Source organism: Caulifigura coniformis, assembly GCF_007745175.1.
Taxonomy (GTDB): Bacteria; Planctomycetota; Planctomycetia; order Planctomycetales; family Planctomycetaceae; genus Caulifigura; species Caulifigura coniformis.
Genome location: NZ_CP036271.1, coordinates 2,802,314 through 2,819,637, shown reverse-complemented (window position 1 = coordinate 2,819,637; position 17,324 = coordinate 2,802,314). Strand labels below are relative to the sequence as shown.

Annotated in this window: 17 protein-coding genes and 1 pseudogene (1 of these 18 cut by a window edge); 7 read left to right on the top strand and 11 right to left on the bottom strand. The window is 63.1% G+C overall.

What is annotated here, in order from left to right:
• Positions 1–6: 6 nt before the first annotated feature.
• Positions 7–396: a glyoxalase superfamily protein gene (locus Pan44_RS11090; protein WP_145030119.1), complete on the top strand. Its 390-nt coding sequence runs from the start codon at positions 7–9 to the stop codon at positions 394–396.
• A 213-nt stretch (positions 397–609) separates the two neighbouring features.
• Here Pan44_RS11090 and Pan44_RS11085 read toward each other — a convergent pair whose 3' ends face one another.
• The 5 genes from Pan44_RS11085 to Pan44_RS11065 form a co-directional block, all read right to left on the bottom strand.
• Positions 610–891 carry a hypothetical protein gene (locus tag Pan44_RS11085; protein ID WP_145030117.1) on the bottom strand — a complete coding sequence of 94 codons (282 nt, stop codon included), beginning with the start codon at positions 889–891 and terminating at the stop codon, positions 610–612.
• Positions 888–1,673, bottom strand: coding sequence for a DUF899 domain-containing protein (locus tag Pan44_RS11080; protein ID WP_145030115.1), 786 nt, complete (start codon positions 1,671–1,673; stop codon positions 888–890). Before Pan44_RS11080 ends, Pan44_RS11085 begins: the two co-directional genes overlap by 4 nt.
• Before the next feature lie 149 nt (positions 1,674–1,822).
• Complete coding sequence (locus Pan44_RS11075) at positions 1,823–2,317, bottom strand: DinB family protein (RefSeq protein WP_145030113.1); 495 nt, start codon at positions 2,315–2,317, stop codon at positions 1,823–1,825.
• A gap of 120 nt (positions 2,318–2,437) precedes the next feature.
• A complete protein-coding gene (locus Pan44_RS11070) occupies positions 2,438–2,893 on the bottom strand; it encodes an SRPBCC family protein (RefSeq protein WP_197454016.1) in 456 nt (151 codons plus the stop codon).
• A gap of 43 nt (positions 2,894–2,936) precedes the next feature.
• Positions 2,937–3,290, bottom strand: coding sequence for an ArsR/SmtB family transcription factor (locus Pan44_RS11065; protein WP_145030111.1), 354 nt, complete (start codon positions 3,288–3,290; stop codon positions 2,937–2,939).
• A 144-nt stretch (positions 3,291–3,434) separates the two neighbouring features.
• On the opposite strand from Pan44_RS11065, the gene Pan44_RS11060 reads away from it, so the two are divergent.
• Both Pan44_RS11060 and Pan44_RS11055 read left to right on the top strand, forming a co-directional pair.
• Positions 3,435–3,986 (top strand): DUF1579 domain-containing protein, encoded by a 552-nt coding sequence (locus tag Pan44_RS11060; RefSeq protein ID WP_145030109.1) that lies wholly within the window; start codon positions 3,435–3,437, stop codon positions 3,984–3,986.
• Positions 3,987–4,166: 180 nt separating this feature from the next.
• Entirely contained in the window at positions 4,167–5,543 is a 1,377-nt protein-coding gene (locus Pan44_RS11055) for a sulfatase-like hydrolase/transferase (protein WP_145030107.1), read from the top strand.
• A gap of 98 nt (positions 5,544–5,641) precedes the next feature.
• Here Pan44_RS11055 and Pan44_RS11050 read toward each other — a convergent pair whose 3' ends face one another.
• The gene (locus Pan44_RS11050; RefSeq protein WP_145030105.1) at positions 5,642–6,190 is read right to left on the bottom strand and encodes a GlcG/HbpS family heme-binding protein; all 549 of its coding nucleotides are present in this window, start codon (positions 6,188–6,190) and stop codon (positions 5,642–5,644) included.
• Positions 6,191–6,518: 328 nt separating this feature from the next.
• Between Pan44_RS11050 and Pan44_RS11045 the strand changes: the two genes are divergently transcribed.
• The 4 genes and pseudogenes from Pan44_RS11045 (at position 6,519) to Pan44_RS11025 (ending at position 10,895) form a co-directional block, all read left to right on the top strand.
• Entirely contained in the window at positions 6,519–7,253 is a 735-nt protein-coding gene (locus Pan44_RS11045; RefSeq protein WP_145030103.1) for an FkbM family methyltransferase, read from the top strand.
• Between the two features lie 99 nt (positions 7,254–7,352).
• Positions 7,353–8,981, top strand: a complete 1,629-nt coding sequence (locus tag Pan44_RS11040; protein WP_145030101.1) for an ankyrin repeat domain-containing protein — start codon at positions 7,353–7,355, stop codon at positions 8,979–8,981.
• A gap of 320 nt (positions 8,982–9,301) precedes the next feature.
• Positions 9,302–10,320, top strand: a pseudogene (locus Pan44_RS11030) (DUF1559 family PulG-like putative transporter).
• A 95-nt stretch (positions 10,321–10,415) separates the two neighbouring features.
• Positions 10,416–10,895, top strand: coding sequence for an Ig-like domain-containing protein (locus Pan44_RS11025; protein WP_145030097.1), 480 nt, complete (start codon positions 10,416–10,418; stop codon positions 10,893–10,895).
• 111 nt (positions 10,896–11,006) lie between these two features.
• On the opposite strand, the gene Pan44_RS11020 is transcribed toward Pan44_RS11025, so the two are convergent.
• The 5 genes from Pan44_RS11020 to Pan44_RS11005 all read right to left on the bottom strand — a co-directional run.
• A complete protein-coding gene (locus Pan44_RS11020) occupies positions 11,007–12,149 on the bottom strand; it encodes an SGNH/GDSL hydrolase family protein (RefSeq protein ID WP_145030095.1) in 1,143 nt (380 codons plus the stop codon).
• Between the two features lie 56 nt (positions 12,150–12,205).
• Positions 12,206–12,334 (bottom strand): hypothetical protein, encoded by a 129-nt coding sequence (locus Pan44_RS28090; RefSeq protein ID WP_261342605.1) that lies wholly within the window; start codon positions 12,332–12,334, stop codon positions 12,206–12,208.
• A gap of 9 nt (positions 12,335–12,343) precedes the next feature.
• Positions 12,344–14,782: a cadherin repeat domain-containing protein gene (locus tag Pan44_RS11015; RefSeq protein ID WP_145030093.1), complete on the bottom strand. Its 2,439-nt coding sequence runs from the start codon at positions 14,780–14,782 to the stop codon at positions 12,344–12,346.
• A 234-nt stretch (positions 14,783–15,016) separates the two neighbouring features.
• Positions 15,017–15,991, bottom strand: coding sequence for an aldo/keto reductase (locus Pan44_RS11010; RefSeq protein ID WP_145030091.1), 975 nt, complete (start codon positions 15,989–15,991; stop codon positions 15,017–15,019).
• Positions 15,992–16,079: 88 nt separating this feature from the next.
• Positions 16,080–17,324, bottom strand: the 3' portion of a protein-coding gene (locus Pan44_RS11005) for a dicarboxylate/amino acid:cation symporter (protein WP_145030089.1). Its footprint extends 99 nt past the window's final position; the window shows 1,245 of its 1,344 coding nt (coding positions 100–1,344); its start codon lies off the right edge, out of view — the gene reads right to left on this strand; it ends in the stop codon at positions 16,080–16,082.

Genomic DNA, 17,324 nt, shown 5'->3' with positions numbered 1-17,324 from the left:
GGCGTCATGAGCGATCCGATTGCAGTGCAGCAGACAATCCCAATCCTGCGGATCTTCGATGTCGCGAAGGCCCGCGAGTTCTACGTCGACTACCTGGGAATGACGGTCGACTGGGAACATCAGTTCGCGGGCGTCTCGCCGGTCTACATGCAGGTGTCGCGCGGCGGATTGACGCTGCACCTGTCCGAGCATCATGGCGATTGCTGCCCGGGCTCGACGGTGTTTGTCTGGATGACCGGAATCGAAGAGTTCCATCGCCAGTTGATGGAAAAGAAATACGGATACCTGCGGCCGGGCCTGGAGACGACGTTCTACGACGCGAAGCTGGTTCAGGTGACCGATCCGTTCGGGAACCGGATCCGGTTCAACGAGCGTCTTTCGGCGCCAGAGGGCTGACGCGCGACGTTGCATTTGCGGTCGTACCTGGCGAGCACCATCGTTGGATCAGCGAGTCGCTCGTCAGTGGTGACGGACCAAACCCTTCGTCCTGAACCATGTCACAAGGCATATCGGCGCAGCGACAACCACTTGTGACCCAACCGTGCCTGGCCGGCCCGAATCGGGCCGGCCAGGCACGGAAAGCGGCGTTGCCGGCAGCGAACAGATCGCTCAGCGAACCAGCGAACGCATGCAGCGCCAGGCAAAAACGGCGGCGATCATCAGAGTTGCCGTGATGAGCGAGACTCGCAGACCGCTCAACACCATCGCAGCCACGGGAAGCGAGAGGGTGATGCCACCCACGAGCGCCGCATAAGCGGCGACGCACGCAGGGCACTTCGGGCAGAGCAGCCAGAACGCGCCGCAGACCAGCCCGGAGACCGGGGCCGCGGCGCGGCTTCGCGCGCGGCGGCCCTCCGGTGTCCCGGAATTGCAGCAGCAGGCGGCTTTCATGTCGTCACCTCGACGGGGTGACAGCAGGAGCCCTTCGGCGGGGAATAGCCCGCAGCCGGGTCGACCTTGTAACCGGGGCCGTACTCGTCGTGCAGGCGGACCCACGCCATGTCGAAAGCGAGCCCCTCTTCGTTGCGTCCCTTCGGCGTGAGGTCGAGGAAGTTATAGGCCCCCAGCAGGATGTCGCACCCGCGGGCATAGGATGAGTAGGTGTGATAAACCTGCCCCGTCTCGTCTTTCGCGAACACGCTGCAACCGGGGAGGTCCTCGACGGGTGTCGGGCCCTTGGCATAGTTGTATTCGACCTCACCGCGACCGATCTCTTCGGGCGTGAACGAGACGTGCATGTCGTAGTTGAAGTCGCCCGGTCCGGACGAAACCCAGGGGAACCTCCAGTCGAGCCTGGCCTGCAACGCCTTGAGCTTCGCCAGCGGCGCGCGGGAGATGGCGGTGAGAGTCACATCGCGGGCATTGAGATGAGGAATGAGTCCATCGAAGTGATCGGCGATGAAGCTGCAACTCGGACACGGCCCTTCCCATTCCGGCCCGTACATGAAGTGGTAGACAATGAGCTGACTGCGGCCGGCGAAGAGGTCGGCGAGCGACTGCGCGCCTCGTTCAGTTTCGAAGCGATAGGCCTTCTCGACCTTCACCCACGGAAGCTTCCGTCGCTGGGCCGCGACCTCGTCCTTGAGCCGCGTGAACTCCTTCTCCTTCTGGAGCAGATCCATGCGGGCCTTGAGCCATTCCTGACGGGAGACAACTGCGGGAGGAGCAGACATGAAGCAAGCCTCGTTTGAGAGAGAGGGAAACGACGTTTCGAATCGACAGACGGAGAGCGTGGCGCCGTGGCCTGACGAGCCATGACGCATTCGACAACCGGGGAGCATCCGAACGGCCGATGCGGCCGCGAAACAGAGCGCGAGCGCGGCTACATCAACGGCTTGAGCCCGGCGACGCGCCGGGCATCACAGACTTCGCCGTAGTGCACGTTCTGGTGGAGCGCGAGCAGCAGGTATGTCTTGCCCACGGACGTCATGACGTCCTTGAACGGCTCCGGGACATTCTCCGGCTTTGCATCAAGCCCGGCCTCGCCGATCTCTTTCAGGCGAACCAGGTTCTTCGCCCGCATCTCGCGGAAGGTGTTCAGAAGCTCGTCGAACGACGGATAGTCGGCCGGATTGGTGGTCGGCTGACTGCCGGGCGCAAACAGCTTCGCCCAGTGCTGCAGTGGATTGGGCTCGCCGAACAGAATCTCGGACGCGAAGCCTTCACTGTAGGCCAGGTGTCCCAGCACCCAGAGAGGATGGTTGCCCCCCGCGGAGGTGGGCTGCGTCAGCGGTCGATCCCGCATGTCGGAAACGAGCCGGGTGAGTCCTGCCTCAGTGAACTCGAGTGCCCACTGAATCAGTTCGAGTGCCTTCATGAATTCACGCCTGTGAACGAAGAGAGGAATTTCAATTCATGGAATCCGCAACGGAAGCCACCCGTTGCCCTGTCCCGGACTTGCGGAATGGAAGTCCGCAACGACAACGCCGGAGAACGATTACTTCTTCTTCGCGAGACGCTCGGCGCGGGCGCGGATCTCCGCGACTTCGTTCGCCCAGCCCTCGTTGACCCCTTCGCGATGCTCTTTGGGAATCAGGCCGAACGCCTTGTGCGTCAGCTGCAGGCGGCTCGTCGGGCCGTCGGCCGTGATGCGGTACTGCAGGTGAGAAGCGGCCGGATACGACATGAACATCGGGCCGCAGATCTCGATGAGCGTCGGGGGCTTGATGACCTGGACGTGCCCCCAGAGGTGCCCCGCGTTGTTGCCCAGATCACGAAACCAGCGACCTCCAGGCCAGGCCTCGAACGTCATCGGGAACGCCTTGTGTCCCATCTGACTTTCCGGGCCGAGGATGGCGAGGATCGACTCGAAGACGACATCGACGGGGGCCTTGATCTCTTCCGTCTTGATGACTTCCAGGGTCTGAATGGCCGTCTCGGGAGTCAGCATCATGAGCAATCTCCTTCGATAGAGGTTCCGCTCCCAGGGGAGCTGGTTAAACGGGCTTGTTGGCGGCGCGTTCGGCGGCGATCCGCTCGGCGCGTTCCTTGATGCGGTCAATCTGGTTTGTCCAGAACCGTTCAAACGTTTTGACCCAGTCGTGCACGGCTTTGAGCTCCTGGGGGGTCAGGCGATAGCGGCGGTGCTGCCCCTGCTTTTCCGCAGAGACGAGGCCCACTTCGCGCAACACGCCGAGATGCTTGGAGACGGCAGGCTGCGGAAGTCGCAGCCGTTCAACGATCTCGTTCACCGTCAGCGTTCCGCCGTCGGCGAGGAGGCCGATGATTTCGCGTCTTCGCGGCTCGGCGATGGCGTTGAAGGCGTCGGATGTCGTTGCTGCTCTTGCCATGAATGATTTATATTCCCATACTGGAATATGTCAAGGGCGATTCCGAACGTCGTATTGAAAGTTCGGGATTGATCCGGCAACCATGCGGCGGGCTACCGCTGGCAGTGTTGCCAGTCCGTCGTGTCTGTCTGAGGAGCTAAACCCATGAGATCGCTTGTCGCCGCCGCGTTGGTTCTTGTCGTCGCCCCGGGCCTCGCTCGCGCCCAGGACCCGTCACCGTTTCCCACGCCGCAGAAAGAGCATGAGTGGCTGAACCAGTTCGTCGGAGAATGGAGCGCGGAATCGGAATGCACCCCCGTGCCGGGCCAGCCGCCCGTGAAAGGAAAGATGGAAGAGAAAGTGCGTCCCCTCGGGGGCTTCTGGGTCATCTCCGAAGGCGACGCCGAGATGGCGGGCGTGAAGATGCAGGTGGTGATGACGATCGGCTACTCACCGGAAAAGAAGAAGTACATCGGGACGTGGACCGACTCGATGATGCCGCACATGTGGCACTACGAAGGAACCCTCGACCCGAGCGGAAAGATCCTGACACTCGAGGCCGATGGCCCTTCGATGCTGAACCCGGGCAAGACGGCGAAGTATCGGGACATCACCGAGTTCAAGAGCCGGGATGAGCGGCACTTCACGTCGTACATCCAGGACGACAAAGGAGAATGGGTGAAGATCGTCAGCAGCGTCTCGCGGCGGAAGAAATAAGGCCGTCTCGTCGATTCGGGCACATCGCCAGCCGCGGGCGGGGCTTCTTCGTGACGCCCCGCCCGCGGCTGCTTGCTTTGCATCGCTACACATTCCACCGGTGAACAGGTATGACGATCGGCCCGTTGCCCCGCGCTGTCGGCGAGGCAATGTCTTCGCGCCCAATCCCGGAGTCGGACAATGACGCGTCTCTGCCTGCTGGCGTTCTGCCTGAGCCTTGCGGCCTCGGCCTCGGCTGCTGAAAAGCCGAACATCCTGTTCCTCGTCGGTGACGACATGGGTTACGCGGATGTCGGATTCCACGGCTGCAAAGACATCCCGACGCCGAATCTCGATGCGCTGGCCCGGTCGAGCGTGCGGTTCACGAACGGCTACGTCTCGGGACCGTATTGCTCGCCGACACGGGCGGGCCTGCTGACCGGCCGCTACCAGACACGGTTTGGCCACGAGTTCAATCCGGGCGGGGATGGCGACGGAGGCGCGCTGGGCCTGCCGGTTTCCGAAACACTGATTCCGGCGCGGCTCAAGTCGGCCGGGTATGCCACGGCGCTCACCGGCAAGTGGCACCTCGGCTCGGCCGAGCAGTTCCACCCGCAGCGGCGCGGCTTCGATGACTTCTTCGGATTCCTGGGCGGCGCCCACGACTACTTCAACGAGCGGGGCATCCTCCGCGGCAACGAGCCGGCCGGGACAGGCGAATACCTGACCGACGTAATCGGCCGAGAGGCGGTGAAGTTCATGGAATCGAAGAAGGGATCTCCATGGTTCCTGTATGTCGCCTTCAATGCGGTCCACACGCCCATGCAGGCCGACGACGCCCGCCTGAGGAAGTTCGAATCGATCACCGACCCGCAGCGACGGAAGTATGCGGCGATGATGTTCGCCATGGACGAGGCGATCGGAAAGATCCTGAAAGCTGTCGAGGAATCAGGACAGGCGCAGAACACGCTGGTGGCGTTCATCAGCGACAACGGCGGTCCGACCATGAACGGAGTGACCGTCAACGGCAGCATCAACACGCCGTTCCGGGGGTCGAAGAGGACAACCCTCGAGGGGGGGATTCATGTGCCGTTCCTGCTCCGCTGGCCGAGCCAGTTCCAGGCAGGCGTGTACGAGCAGCCGGTGATCCAGCTCGACCTGACGGCGACCGCCCTTGCGGCAGCCGGGGTCGATCCATCGTCCGCGAAGCTGGATGGCGTCGATCTGCGCCCTCATCTCTCCGGCAGCGTGAAGAAGCCGCCGCATGACGCCCTGTACTGGCGGTTCGGGCAGCAGATGGCGATCCGGAACGGAAACCTGAAACTCGTCCGCTACGACAGCAACGCCGACACGAACACAGGGAAAGGCGGGCAGCCGGTGACCGAAGCGAAGCTGTACGACCTGGAGGCCGATGCGGGGGAATCGAAGGACCTTGCAGCGGCGATGCCTGAGAAGGTGAAAGAGCTGCAGGCGAAATGGGATCGCTGGAACGAGGGGAACGTCGAACCGTTGTGGGGCAGCTCCCGGGGCGGTGGCCGCGGACAACGGCGGCAACAGCGCCAGGAAGCCACGAAATGAGGCGAACTCGACGCGACTGAACTCCGAGAAACGCATCACAGGGGACAAGAGTTCACACTCTTGTCCCCTGCCCGTTTCTACGAAGCGCCGGCCCCTGATTACAGCTGCTTGATCAGTGCGTCGATCCCCGCCCTGGCGATCTCGGCGTCCTGCTCTCCCGTCGCTCCGCCGACTCCTACGGCGCCAATGACCTGCCCGTCGACGACCACCGGCACGCCGCCGAACAGGCTGGTCATCTTCCCCCCGCTCGCGGCGGCGGCATTCTGCAAGGCGACGTTGAGGAGCACATCCGCTTCGGCCTCGCCGCGACGAACCGGCCCGGTCGGCTGCCGCAGCGTGGCGGCCGCGGTTGCTTTCGTGATAGCTGTTGGAGCGCTGGCGGGACGTGCCTGATCCATGCGCGCGAAGGCGAGCAGGTGCCCCCCTTCGTCGACGACGGCGACATTGACCTTCAGTTTCATCTCGACGGCCTTCTCCCGCGCTCGGGAAATGATCAGCTCGGCGCCAGCCAGGTTGAGCGCCACGCGGCCTCGTGTGACCAGGGGCGGGCCGGCAGACTGCTCCTGGCTGTGGCCGCAGATCGACACCCCCAGGACGCTGCCCGCCGCAACGGACGCCAGAACCAGACCGCGAGCCATCGATTTCATCACAGCACCTCGAGCGGAGAAGCGGAGAGACAACCAGGAGCCGATTCTAGGCCATTTTCATGGCTCCTGTGCAGGCGATTGAACGGTTCTCGATTCGCGTTCGTCCGTTGATCGCCTGCGGAACCCCGAATACCAATATTGAAGCTGCTCTATCCGGCGGACTGCGTTCGCGGGCTCCTGACAGGCCGATTCGGGGAGCGCCGTTCGCCGCCGGGCTTGCGATTCTGCTCAGCTCGGGGGCGTCGGGGCTGGCGTTTGGTCGATCGTGGTGGACAATCGGCCCTGTGGCCAGAGTTTCTTGCGAGGCTTTCTTTTTCGGGTTCTTCTGATGCGCCAGTTGGTCGAGCGTTGTCTCCAGCGATTCGGGTTCGGCGTTCATCGCTGCCGGCCTGATGCGTTTGAAGTCCAGAAACGGCTGGTGACCTCGCCCAGGCCGGTGATCTTCGACGTCGGCGCGCACATCGGGGACGCCGCGGCTTCCTATCGGCTTCGGTTTCCCTCCGCAGCCATTTCCTGTTTCGAGCCGTTCCCGGGGGCGGCGAGCCAGCTGGAGTCGCGTTTCGCCGGCGATCCGGGGATCGAAGTCCACCGCCTCGCGCTGGCGGCCTCGAGCGGCACGTCGCAGATGAATGTGAACAGCTATGTCGCCACCAACTCGCTGCTTCCCACAGACCCCGGTGCAACGCGCCAGTGGGGACTGAAGCATTGCGAGACGTCGAGCACCATCACGGTCGAGACGACCGGGATCGACCAGTTCTGCAAGGGCCATTCGATTCCGCGAATCCACATTCTGAAGCTCGATGTCCAGGGAGGCGAATATGACGTCCTCAAGGGGGCGTCGGAGATGCTGACACGCCAGGCGATCGACCTGATCTATGCCGAGATGATCTTTGCCCCGACCTACCAGGGACAGCAGCCACCGGGCAAGTACTTTCAGCTGATGGAATCGTTCGGTTATGGATTGCTCGATTTCTATGAGCCCTGGAGGTCCGGACTGCGGCTGATGCAGGCCGACCTGCTCTGGCTTCCGCTGGACACGCTCAATCAGACGTCGAGCCTTTGAGCAGCGGGCGGCGGGCAGTCTCGCTGGTATGATCGTTGGCAGGCTCCTTCCGGATGTCCCGGGTTCTCCCCGCTCTGCGCATCGAAATGGCGTCTCCCCATGCAGCGCCCACGTGAGCTCTGGCTGACCGATCGGCTGAAGTGGTCCACGGGGCGGGGAGTTGACGTCTGGGACCTCTTCACCGCCTGTCTCGCGGGCGATCTGCCCGCCGTGCAGCGGCTCATCCGGCGCGATGCGTCCCTCGTCCGGGCACATTGGATGTATCGCACGCCGCTGTCCTTCGCTGTGCGTGAAGGACGGACACCTGTCGTGGCATTCCTCCTCGACCAGGGCGCCGATCCACTGAGCCTGGCAGTCAATGACAGCCTGCTTGAGATCTGTCGCGACCGGGGACATCACGATGTCGAACGGGTGCTGAGCGATCACCTCGAGAACCGATTGAACGCCTCGCCGCGCGGTGAAGCGATTGCAGCCGCCCTCCGGAATCGCGATCGCCCCGCGGTCCGGAGCCTGCTCGAGGCGACTCCCGAACTGCTCCACGTGGGCGACGCCCGGTCGAACCAGCCGATTCACTGGGCCGTGATGACGCGACAGATCGAGATGGTCGACGAGCTCCTGGAACGTGGAGCGGATGTCAATGCGGTGCGCTACGACGGGGCCCGCCCCATTCAACTCGTCAATGGCGACTACTACTTCCGTGGCTGGCGCGACGTTGCCCGGGACTGGCCCCTTTCGCCCAGGCAGATGCTCGACCACCTGCTCGCCAACGGGGCGTTTTGCGACCTCAACACGGCCTGCCACCTCGGGGAGATCGAGCGCGTCCGCGAGCTCATCGACGGCGATCCGGGGCTGATCAACCGTGTTTCGGAATACTCGACGTACTATGTCGGCTCCGGCGCCCCGCTGACGAACGCAGCCGCGAAGGGGCATCTCGACATCGTCCGACTGCTGCTCGAACGGGGAGCCGATCCGAACCTGCCGGAAGAAGGGATCGCCCCTGATGGCCATGCCCTCTACTCCGCAGCGGCCAATGGGCATCACGAGATCGCGCGACTCCTTCTGGAGCACGGCGCCAACCCCAACCAGGCCGTGGAGAGTTCGGCCGATGCGTTGGCGCGGGCCGTCTCGAACGGCGATCAGGCGATGATCGACCTGCTGTGCTCGTACGGCGCCGCGACGAGCGCGGAGATCCTGGGCTACGAGGGGGATGTCCGGACCGGGGCCGCGATGTTCGCAGCAAACCCCGCCCTCGCGGATGATGCCGATGCGCTGTGCAATGCCGCCGGGAACGGACATGCCCCATTCGTTCACCTGATTCTCAAGTATCAGCCCGACCTGCCCAGACGCATCGCGTGGCCCGGCTGGCTCGTCGGGTCGAAAACCAATGAACTCAACGACCTGCTTTTCGAGCATGGCATGAATCCGGACCAGCCGGACTGGCTGATGATCACTCCACTGCATCAATTCGCCCGCAAAGGGGACATCGACGCGGCGGCCTGTTTCCTCGACCGGGGGGCGAACCTGCACGCGCGGGATGAAGAGATCTGCTCCACCCCCCTGGGCTGGGCTGCGAAGTACGGGAAGCGCGAGATGGTTGAGTTTCTGCTGGGCCGGGGAGCCCGGCTCAGCCTGCCGGACGAGCCGGACTGGGCGCGGCCCTTGGCGTGGGCGGAGCGCCGCGGCCACGGGGAAATTGCCGAGACCCTGCGGCGTTACGGCGCGACTTGATCATCGGCACCCGCATTTCAGTGTCGACGATATCAAGTCGCACAGACCAGTCGGCATATGCCAGCCCCGATTGCATATCCTCTGCGTCGCTTGTCAATACGATGGTCAGAATGCCAGTTGACCGCCGGGCCGCCGCACGGGTAGCATCGACTCACGGCTACTCTTTGTGCGGATTGCTTTTTTGGGTGCTGGCTTCTTTCAGTGCTGCTTCGTCGCTGACGTGCTGTTTGCTGCAAGTGCTGTTCGTGCTGCTTTCAGAGGCCTGCTTCGCGGAACGTCTATCGGTTTCTTCTATTGTTTTTCGTCGAGGAGCGTGCGCTATGCTTCGGGTACGTCGACAAGCTTTTACGTTGATTGAACTGCTGGTGGTGATCGCCATCATCGCCATTCTGATCGCCCTTCTGCTTCCTGCCGTTCAGCAGGCTCGAGAGGCCGCCCGCCGCTCGCAATGCACAACTATCACGACACTTATAACGCGTTTCCCGCCAATATGATGGGGACTGCGGACGGCACCGTGAATAACGGTGGCCGGCTGTCCGTGTATGTCGCTCTTCTGCCGTTCCTCGACCAGGGCCCTCTTTTCAATCAGATCATGTCGTCCCCGAACCAGGGGCCGACCCCCTGGACGGACAATGCGACCACCTATCCCTGGTGGCGTCAGCAGATGGAAGTTCTGCAGTGTCCTTCGGACATCAAGCAGAATCGTGGACTGGGAAAGGTGAACTACGGAACCAACCGCGGTGACCGCATCACGGAACTCGAGAACTGGGAGCCGGAGCGCATGCGCGGGATGTTCCCGGGACGCACGCCGATCGGGATTCGCGACGTGCTTGATGGCACGAGCAACACCCTGCTGGTCGCAGAGTTCCGCCGATCGCCCTCCTATTCCCAGGACTGGAGCGACGCCTACGGTCGTCCGCAGGTTTCGGTCACAGGCCTCGATACGAACCCGGCCGTGTGCCTGGCCGTGATTTCGTCGACGGACCCGTCACGTTTCACGACGCCGACACCGGCCGAAGGCTATCGCCGGGGTGATCGATGGGGCGATGCCCGTCCGATCTTCACAGGGTTCACGGCCGTTCTTCCGCCCAACTCGCCCAGCTGCGTGCTGGGGACGAACTCGGAAGATCCCAGCAACTCGATCTGGCCGGCCTCCAGCACCCATACAGGAGGCGTTCAGGCCTTGATGGCGGACGGCGCCGTGCGGATGTTCAGCAACAACATCGATCGCGGCAATGCCTCGGCCGCTCCTCCGGGACGCACAACCCAGCGGAGCCCCTATGGCATCTGGGGCGGTCTCAGCACGCGTGCGTGCGGCGAAACGCTCGGCGAATTCTAATCGCTGAGAGCGATCTCATTGGCAGCCGTCCGCGCCCGACGTGGGCGGCTGTCATTTCTTCACGTCCGGACATTCTTCCGATGAGGCTCCACTCGATGTCTCTCTGTCGCTCTCTGGCAATTGCGTCCGTCGTCATGATGCTGACTGGCTGCAGCTCCGTGGATGACTCCAAATGGCTGAAGGACCGCAAGCCGGTTTATCAGGTGAATGGCAAGGTGACCCATAAGGGGACGCCACTCTCAGGGGCCGCCGTGGCGTTTCGCTCCGGCGATGCGGCCAACGCGATCGGCGCGGCCGGACTGACCGACGCCGAAGGCAAGTTCACCCTCACGACTTATGAAACCGGTGACGGCGCGGTCGAGGGGCGGCATGTGGTGACGGTCGCCAAATCGGTCGTCGAAGGGGAAGACCCTTCGTACTTCGACGAGAAGTCTCCCAACTATGGCAAGACGCCCCCTCCGACGAAGGTGAAGTCGCTGATCCCGACGAAGTACGCCCGGCCCGAGTCGTCGGGGCTGTCGGCCGAAGTGAAGAAGGATGGCCCCAACGACATCACGATCGAGTTGAAAGACTGAAATCAACTCTCGAAGCATGAGCGAGCAAGCCCCCCTGGGACTCATCAGGAGGGCTCGCTCTTTGTGCTGATGGCGACGCCGTGCTTCGTGATCTCGCGCTCGCGCGTCGGTTCAGCGGTACAGCGTGCCGAAGATGACCTGGCCATAAACCAGGTGGCCGAAATCGTTCGGATGGTTCACACCGTTGCCGGTGAGGTCGTAGAACGACTTCCGTTTCTGCAGTCCGTCCCACATGGCCGTGAGGTCGGCAACGGCGATTCCCGGGCCCTGCAGCTCGACGAGTGCATCGCGATAAATCGGGAACTGGTCCATCGGCAGAAACCATTCCTTGTTCCCGAGCATCGTGGCCACCAGAAGAAACTCCGCCTCAGGGGCGTCTTTCCGAACTTCGCTGATGATGCCTTCGATGTTCCTGCGGTAGCGCGCCACATCGCGGCGACCGACATCGTTCATCCCAAACGCGATGATGACGAGGTCGGGCTGCTTTCCCTTCGCGGGCCGGTCGTCCTGCGCCTGCTTCAATCCCTGGTCGGAAGTCCAGCCGCCGACGGCGACGTTCGTCAGCGTCACGTCACTCTGGTTCGCACGCCCGAGAGCTCCCGCGACAAGTTCCGGAAAGGCGGGACATCCCGGGCTGGCCTTCGTCACCTTCGACGCGTTGCCCCCGGCCGAGATGCTGTCGCCGCATACGAGAATGTGCACCGGCTGTTTCGCCTTGAGCTTCGCGGTCAAGCGCGGAAGGCGCTCGCCGGCATACTCGGGCCGCGGGCCGTCCCACCGGGCCTCTTTCGCGTCATACGTCACTTCCGCCTGGAGCGCGTGGTAGAACGCGCCTTCGCCGAACAGGATGCCGCGAGTCTCGTCGCCGCGACGTCCGCGGATCCTCGGCTCATTGGACGTCATCAACGGATAAAGCTGATCGAGCGTCTTGAACGGAATGCGGCTTCCTTCCGGCAGCGACACGACTCCCTCTTCGCCCAGCGTGTAGTCACGGCCGGCTTCATAGGTTGTCGTGCGGTCGGCCGAGGTCAGACGGGCGATCGTCGTCGCCGGGAACAGCAGCTTCGCCTGCGGCCTCTGGTCAGCCGACTGTTGAATGAAGAACAATGGCTCGACCTGGGTCGTGGACGTCCAGAACGGAGTCCGGACGCGATCGAGAAACTCTTCAGCGCCGCCGCCCGGAGTCTGGGCAAGAGCGGACGTGGAGAAGATCCCTGAGACAAGAGCGATATGCAGGATCGCGAGGCGGGTCATGACGGCGGTTCTCTGGTGAGGCAGAAACGGAGAACCGCAGGTTAGGCCCCTCGATTTCAGATGCCAACACCCCGCACGGGCCGCCTGCCGCCTGGAGCATCTTCAATGTTGGTATTCCGCTTTCCGCAGGCGATGAACGGATGAATGCGAATCGAGAACCGTTCAATCGCCTGCAGAGGAGCCATGAGAATGGCCTATTCGACCGTGATCGAGAAGTCGTCTTCGAACCACAGGCCGTCTTTGTCGGTCACACGCAGGCGTACGGGGAAGATTGCCGGGGCGTCGAACATCACGTTCGTCTTCAGGTTCCTGCCCTGCACCTGGAACAGCGAATTGTCAGCGGCGCCCGGGACAAGACTGAACTGAAATCGCTCGTTCCGATCCGGATCGAGTACAGACAACTGGCCGATGACCGTTCCAGCCTTCTGGTTCACCCCGGCGGTGGAGTTCGACAGCGCGATCGCAGTCGGCTGCTCGTTGACGTTCGCGATTCGGATCGTCAGCCGTTTCTCGACTGACTCACCTTCCGAATCGGTCACTCGAACCCGCACGGAGTAGTGCGACTTCGTTTCGTAATCGAGCTCCGCCGCGGTCTGGATCTCGTCTCCAACGATCGTAAACAGGTCGTTGTCACCATCGCCGGTTCCGGAAACCAGTTCGTAGGTCCAGCTGTCATCGGCGTCCGGGTCGATCGCCTGCAGCGTGCCGGCCACGGTTCCGGCAGGCATGTTCTCAGCGAAGGAAGCCCGCTCGAACTTCAATCGCGTGACGGGCTCATTGACGTCGCCGACTTCGATCTCGAAGACCTGAACCGTGACGTTGCCCTGTGCATCGGTCACCTGGATCCGCACGGTGTAACTCGACTGTTGTTCCGCGTCGAGGCGGGACTTCGTGACCAGCTGATTGCCGGAGATTCGGAAACGACCGTTTCCGCTGGCCCCCTCGCCGCGGACGAGCCGGAACTTCAGCGGGCCGTCGGGCGCATCGGTGAGGCCGAGAACTCCCACCACCGTCTTCCTGGGAAGATTCTCGTCGACGGAATTGTTGCTGAGGGTGATCTCCGGCGTCTCCGCAACGTTCGCGACATCAACCGTGAGCACCTTCTCGACTGTTGCCCCGGCCAGGTCGGTGGCACGGACGCGGATGGAGTAGTTCGACTGACTTTCGTAATCGAAGGAGGCCGTTGTCCTCAGTTCGCTGCCGACAATCTCGAAGGCTCCGTTGCCGGTGTCTCCATCGCCCGACACCAGTTCGAAGACGAACGTGTCGCCCAGCCCAAGATCAGTCGCTGACAAAGCCCCCACGACCGAACCGGCCGGCGAGTTTTCCGGGATCGAGTTCGACGAAAGGACGATGTCGGACGGTGCGAAGTTCAGCACGTAACGCTGAACATACAGGTCCCCCTCGGCGCCGTCGGCCCAATTGACGACGAAATCGCCGGTGGGAGTCATCGCGACGTAGCCAAACCGCTGGTCTCCGGCGGACGCCGGATTGACGCGGAAGGCATCTTCGAGTGGAACGCCGTCCGCGTTGAACGTGCGTGCGAACACGTCGCGGTAGCTGAAGTGCGGATTCTCTCCGGTCCATGAGATGACGAAGTTCCCATCGACCGTCACCGCCACCGCCGGCGCCCACTCGCGGTTCACGGTGGGGTTGGAGTTCACCAGGAACTGGTCGCCGTCAGCGACTCCCTCGGCCGTGAAACGCTGCGCATAGATGTGCTTGTAGTCGAAGGTGAACTCTGTCGTTCCCTGCCAGGCGACAAGGAATCCTCCGTCCGTATCGACCGCGATCGCCGGGGACTCGGCAAAGTTCGTCGTGCCGATCGCGAATCGGCCTCCGATCTCCTCACCGTCGGCGTCAAAACGCTGCCCATGCAGCTGGAAGAGATCGGCCCATACGAGGATGTAGCCGCCATCAGGCGTGCTGGCGATCTCGGGGCTCTGCTGGTTCACGTCACTGACGACTTCGAGTTCATTGCCCAGGGGCACGCCGGTCGAATCGTAGCGGCGAACAAACAGATCAATATTGCTCGACGGCAGGTCGTGACGCGCCCAGGTGATCGCGAAGGAGCCATCCTCGCTGAGGGCCACTTCCGGATTCAGACGCAGATCGTCGACGTCAGCATGGACACGGAACTCACTTCCCAAAGCCGTCCCATCAGCGTCGTAACGCCGCGCGAAAATATCGCGTCGGGGCCCATCGTCACCCGACTCCCAGACGATCACGAAACTTCCCGATGCGTTCATCGCCACGGCCGGCAGCCTCTGGTCGCTGACCGAGGAGGTGTTGACCACGAAGGCCTCACCGGCGGGAGTTCCATCCGCATGGAACCGCCGTGCCATCACGTTGATTCCGTCGGACGTCTCCTGATGCCAGGTGACGACGAAGTTGCCGGCCGCGTCGGCAGCGATCGACTGGTTATCCCGCTCCACCGTATTGACGTCGCCATCGGCTGGCGCATCAACGAGCACTGGCGCGCCGATGGGAGTGGCGGCGGGCAAGAGGCGGGTTTCGAGAGCCAGCGGCTCCGTCGTGATCGAAGAGCCGACGCGCCGACGCCGAGGCGTTCCTCCCAGGTTCATCGAGTGACGAAGCCCACCCAACAACCGCCCCCAGGAAGAGAAACCCATTTCACGAGCGCCTTAAGATATTCCGTGAACCTCGCCGCTCACCCAAACCGGCGGACGATGGCATGACGACTCCGGCTCACGGTTTTGAAGTCGCGAAAGATTTGTCGGCCCATCGCGGACTCTGTGCGGCAGCAATTGCCGGATCCGCGACCTTTTTCATCGCGGATGGACATGCTGGAGCGGTCAGACGGGTCGCGGTGGCGCTGGCTTTAGCGACTGCGTAAGAGGGAGGGATCAATCCCGGCGGCCGGTGCTCCCGGATTCATCACTGGCGCGATCCAGGTTCCCGATCGCCTCGGCGTCGAGCTTGAGCGAGGCGGATTTCAGCACGGCATCAAGCTGCCCGGTCGACGTGGCGCTGACGATCGGCGCGGTGACACCCGGCCGATGAATGAGCCACGCCAGCGCAACCTGGGCCGGTTCCGCGTTCATCCGTGCGGCCTCGGCATCCAGCGCCTTCAGGATTCGAAGGCCCCGTTCGTTCAGATACTCGGCCACTTTCTTGCCGCGCGCCCGGCCCTGCAGATCCGCCTCCGACCGATATTTCCCAGTCAGGAATCCCGCTCCGAGTGAGAAATAGGGAATCACTCCCACGCCGTTCGTCAGACACGCATCCCTCAATTCCGCCTCGAACACGGCCCGGTCATAAAGGTTGTAGAGCGGCTGCAGGCAGCCGTAGGCCGGAAGGTTGTGCTTGCGGCTCACCTCCAGGGCTGTGGTCAGCCGGGCCGCCGAGTAGTTGGACGCTCCGATCGCCCGGACCTTTCCCGCCTTGATCAGTCCGTCGTACGCGGCGAGCGTCTCTTCGAGCGGCGTCGACTCGTCGTCCAGATGGGACTGGTAGAGGTCGATGACGTCGGTCTGAAGCCGGCGCAGGGAATCTTCGACGGACCTCGTGATCCAGCGTTTCGACAGCCCCTTCCGATCGGGACCGAGTTCCATCCCGACCTTGGTGGCCAGAACGATCTTCTCCCGCTTCCCCCCCTGCCGGAACCACTTGCCGAGAACGATCTCGGATTCGCCTCCCTGATGACCGGGGGCCCACTTCGAATAGACGTCGGCCGTATCGACAAGGTTGAAGCCCGCCTCCACGAAGCGATCGAGGATCGCGAACGATGTCGGCTCATCAGCCGTCCAACCGAACACATTGCCGCCAAGCGCCAGTGGAGCGATGTTGAAGCCGGTGGTTCCGAGAGAGCGCAGTTGCATAAGAATTCCGTTCGCAGAGGACGTGGAGTGCGATTGTAGGCGCGCCGGCATTCGCGGAGGCAACCGGCAGCGCCAATCCGGAGGCGAGCTACGCGGCCGACTCTGCCGAGTCGCCGATTTCGCCGCGATGCGCCACGTCCAGCAGGATCGCCACCTGCAGGTCTCCCATGACGTTCACGGCCGATCGCAGACGCGCCAGGACGAAGTCGATGCTGTACGCAATCGGAATCGCGAGCTGGATCGCGGCGTCAGGGAGCCGGGCCGCTTTCAGGACGAGCGCCAGGATGATGAGACCGGAATTGGGAATCCCGGCGATTCCCATGCTGCCGACGAGAGCGGCGAGCAGAATCGTGATCTGATGCCCCAGGCTCAGATCGAGCCCGAGGGCCTGCGCAATGAACAGGGCGGTCATCGCCTCATACAGGGTGACGCCGTCGTTGTTGAAATTGGTGCCGACGCAGGCGGACAGGCGGGCCGACGAATCGCTGACCCCAAGCCGCGCGAGGGCCTCAAGCGTCAGCGGGGCCGTCGCCAGGCTGCTGTTCAGTGACAGACCGGTCAGGATGGCGCCGCCTCCCTCCCGGAAGAAACGCCGGGGCGACAGGCCTGCCATGAGCCAGACGCTCAGCGGGTAATAGACGAGCGAATGAAAACCGAGGCCGGCCATGATCGTCGCCATGAAGACGCCGACGACCGCGAACGTTTTCAGTCCCGTTGTCCCGATCACGCCGGCGACCGACAGACAAATCGCAAAGGGGGCCAGTTCGATCATCCACAGCAGGAGCCGCAGGACGATCTGGTACAGCGCGATGATGACGTGGTCGAACGACGTGAGAGCCGCCGCCAGTTCGGGGTCGTCCGTGCGCGTGAGCTTCCGACGCGCGGCCCCGATCAGCATCGCCAGCACGGCGACCGTGAGGACCATGTTCTCCAGAAAGGGCTGGGCGATGCTTTTGGGGACGAAGGAGCGAAGGATGTCGAGCGGCGCGAGCGACACGTCGCGCGGCGTCGCTGGCAGCGCGGGAGCGGCAGTGCCCGCAGACATTTCGGCCCGGGATTCCGCGGCCTTGAGCGTTTCGGACCAGGCCTCGCCGGGGTGCCACACGTTGATGATCGTGAGCCCGATGAGAAACGCGGCCGCAATGTTCGTTGCGCAGATGACGAACATTTTCAGCCCCTGTCCGCCCGTGATGTTCGTGCGGACGAACGCATCCACGATCGCGAAGAAGATCAGCGGCGTCGCCATCGCCGTCAGCACCTGCACATAAAAGCCGGCGACGACTCCGGAATCGGAATTGGTCCATCCGAAGAGAATCGGCTCATTCCGGAAGAT

Coding starts and splice junctions, on each gene's coding strand:
- Pan44_RS11025 (WP_145030097.1), top strand. CDS start 10,416: ATGTCTCTCTGTCGCTCTCTGGCAATTGCGTCCGTCGTCATGATGCTG.
- Pan44_RS11050 (WP_145030105.1), bottom strand. CDS start 6,190: ATGAAATCGATGGCTCGCGGTCTGGTTCTGGCGTCCGTTGCGGCGGGC.
- Pan44_RS11015 (WP_145030093.1), bottom strand. CDS start 14,782: ATGGGTTTCTCTTCCTGGGGGCGGTTGTTGGGTGGGCTTCGTCACTCG.
- Pan44_RS11075 (WP_145030113.1), bottom strand. CDS start 2,317: ATGAAGGCACTCGAACTGATTCAGTGGGCACTCGAGTTCACTGAGGCA.
- Pan44_RS11045 (WP_145030103.1), top strand. CDS start 6,519: ATGCGCCAGTTGGTCGAGCGTTGTCTCCAGCGATTCGGGTTCGGCGTT.
- Pan44_RS11020 (WP_145030095.1), bottom strand. CDS start 12,149: ATGACCCGCCTCGCGATCCTGCATATCGCTCTTGTCTCAGGGATCTTC.
- Pan44_RS11070 (WP_197454016.1), bottom strand. CDS start 2,893: ATGATGCTGACTCCCGAGACGGCCATTCAGACCCTGGAAGTCATCAAG.
- Pan44_RS11040 (WP_145030101.1), top strand. CDS start 7,353: ATGCAGCGCCCACGTGAGCTCTGGCTGACCGATCGGCTGAAGTGGTCC.
- Pan44_RS11065 (WP_145030111.1), bottom strand. CDS start 3,290: ATGGCAAGAGCAGCAACGACATCCGACGCCTTCAACGCCATCGCCGAG.
- Pan44_RS11055 (WP_145030107.1), top strand. CDS start 4,167: ATGACGCGTCTCTGCCTGCTGGCGTTCTGCCTGAGCCTTGCGGCCTCG.
- Pan44_RS11010 (WP_145030091.1), bottom strand. CDS start 15,991: ATGCAACTGCGCTCTCTCGGAACCACCGGCTTCAACATCGCTCCACTG.
- Pan44_RS11085 (WP_145030117.1), bottom strand. CDS start 891: ATGAAAGCCGCCTGCTGCTGCAATTCCGGGACACCGGAGGGCCGCCGC.
- Pan44_RS11060 (WP_145030109.1), top strand. CDS start 3,435: ATGAGATCGCTTGTCGCCGCCGCGTTGGTTCTTGTCGTCGCCCCGGGC.
- Pan44_RS11080 (WP_145030115.1), bottom strand. CDS start 1,673: ATGTCTGCTCCTCCCGCAGTTGTCTCCCGTCAGGAATGGCTCAAGGCC.
- Pan44_RS11090 (WP_145030119.1), top strand. CDS start 7: ATGAGCGATCCGATTGCAGTGCAGCAGACAATCCCAATCCTGCGGATC.
- Pan44_RS28090 (WP_261342605.1), bottom strand. CDS start 12,334: ATGGCTCCTCTGCAGGCGATTGAACGGTTCTCGATTCGCATTCATCCG.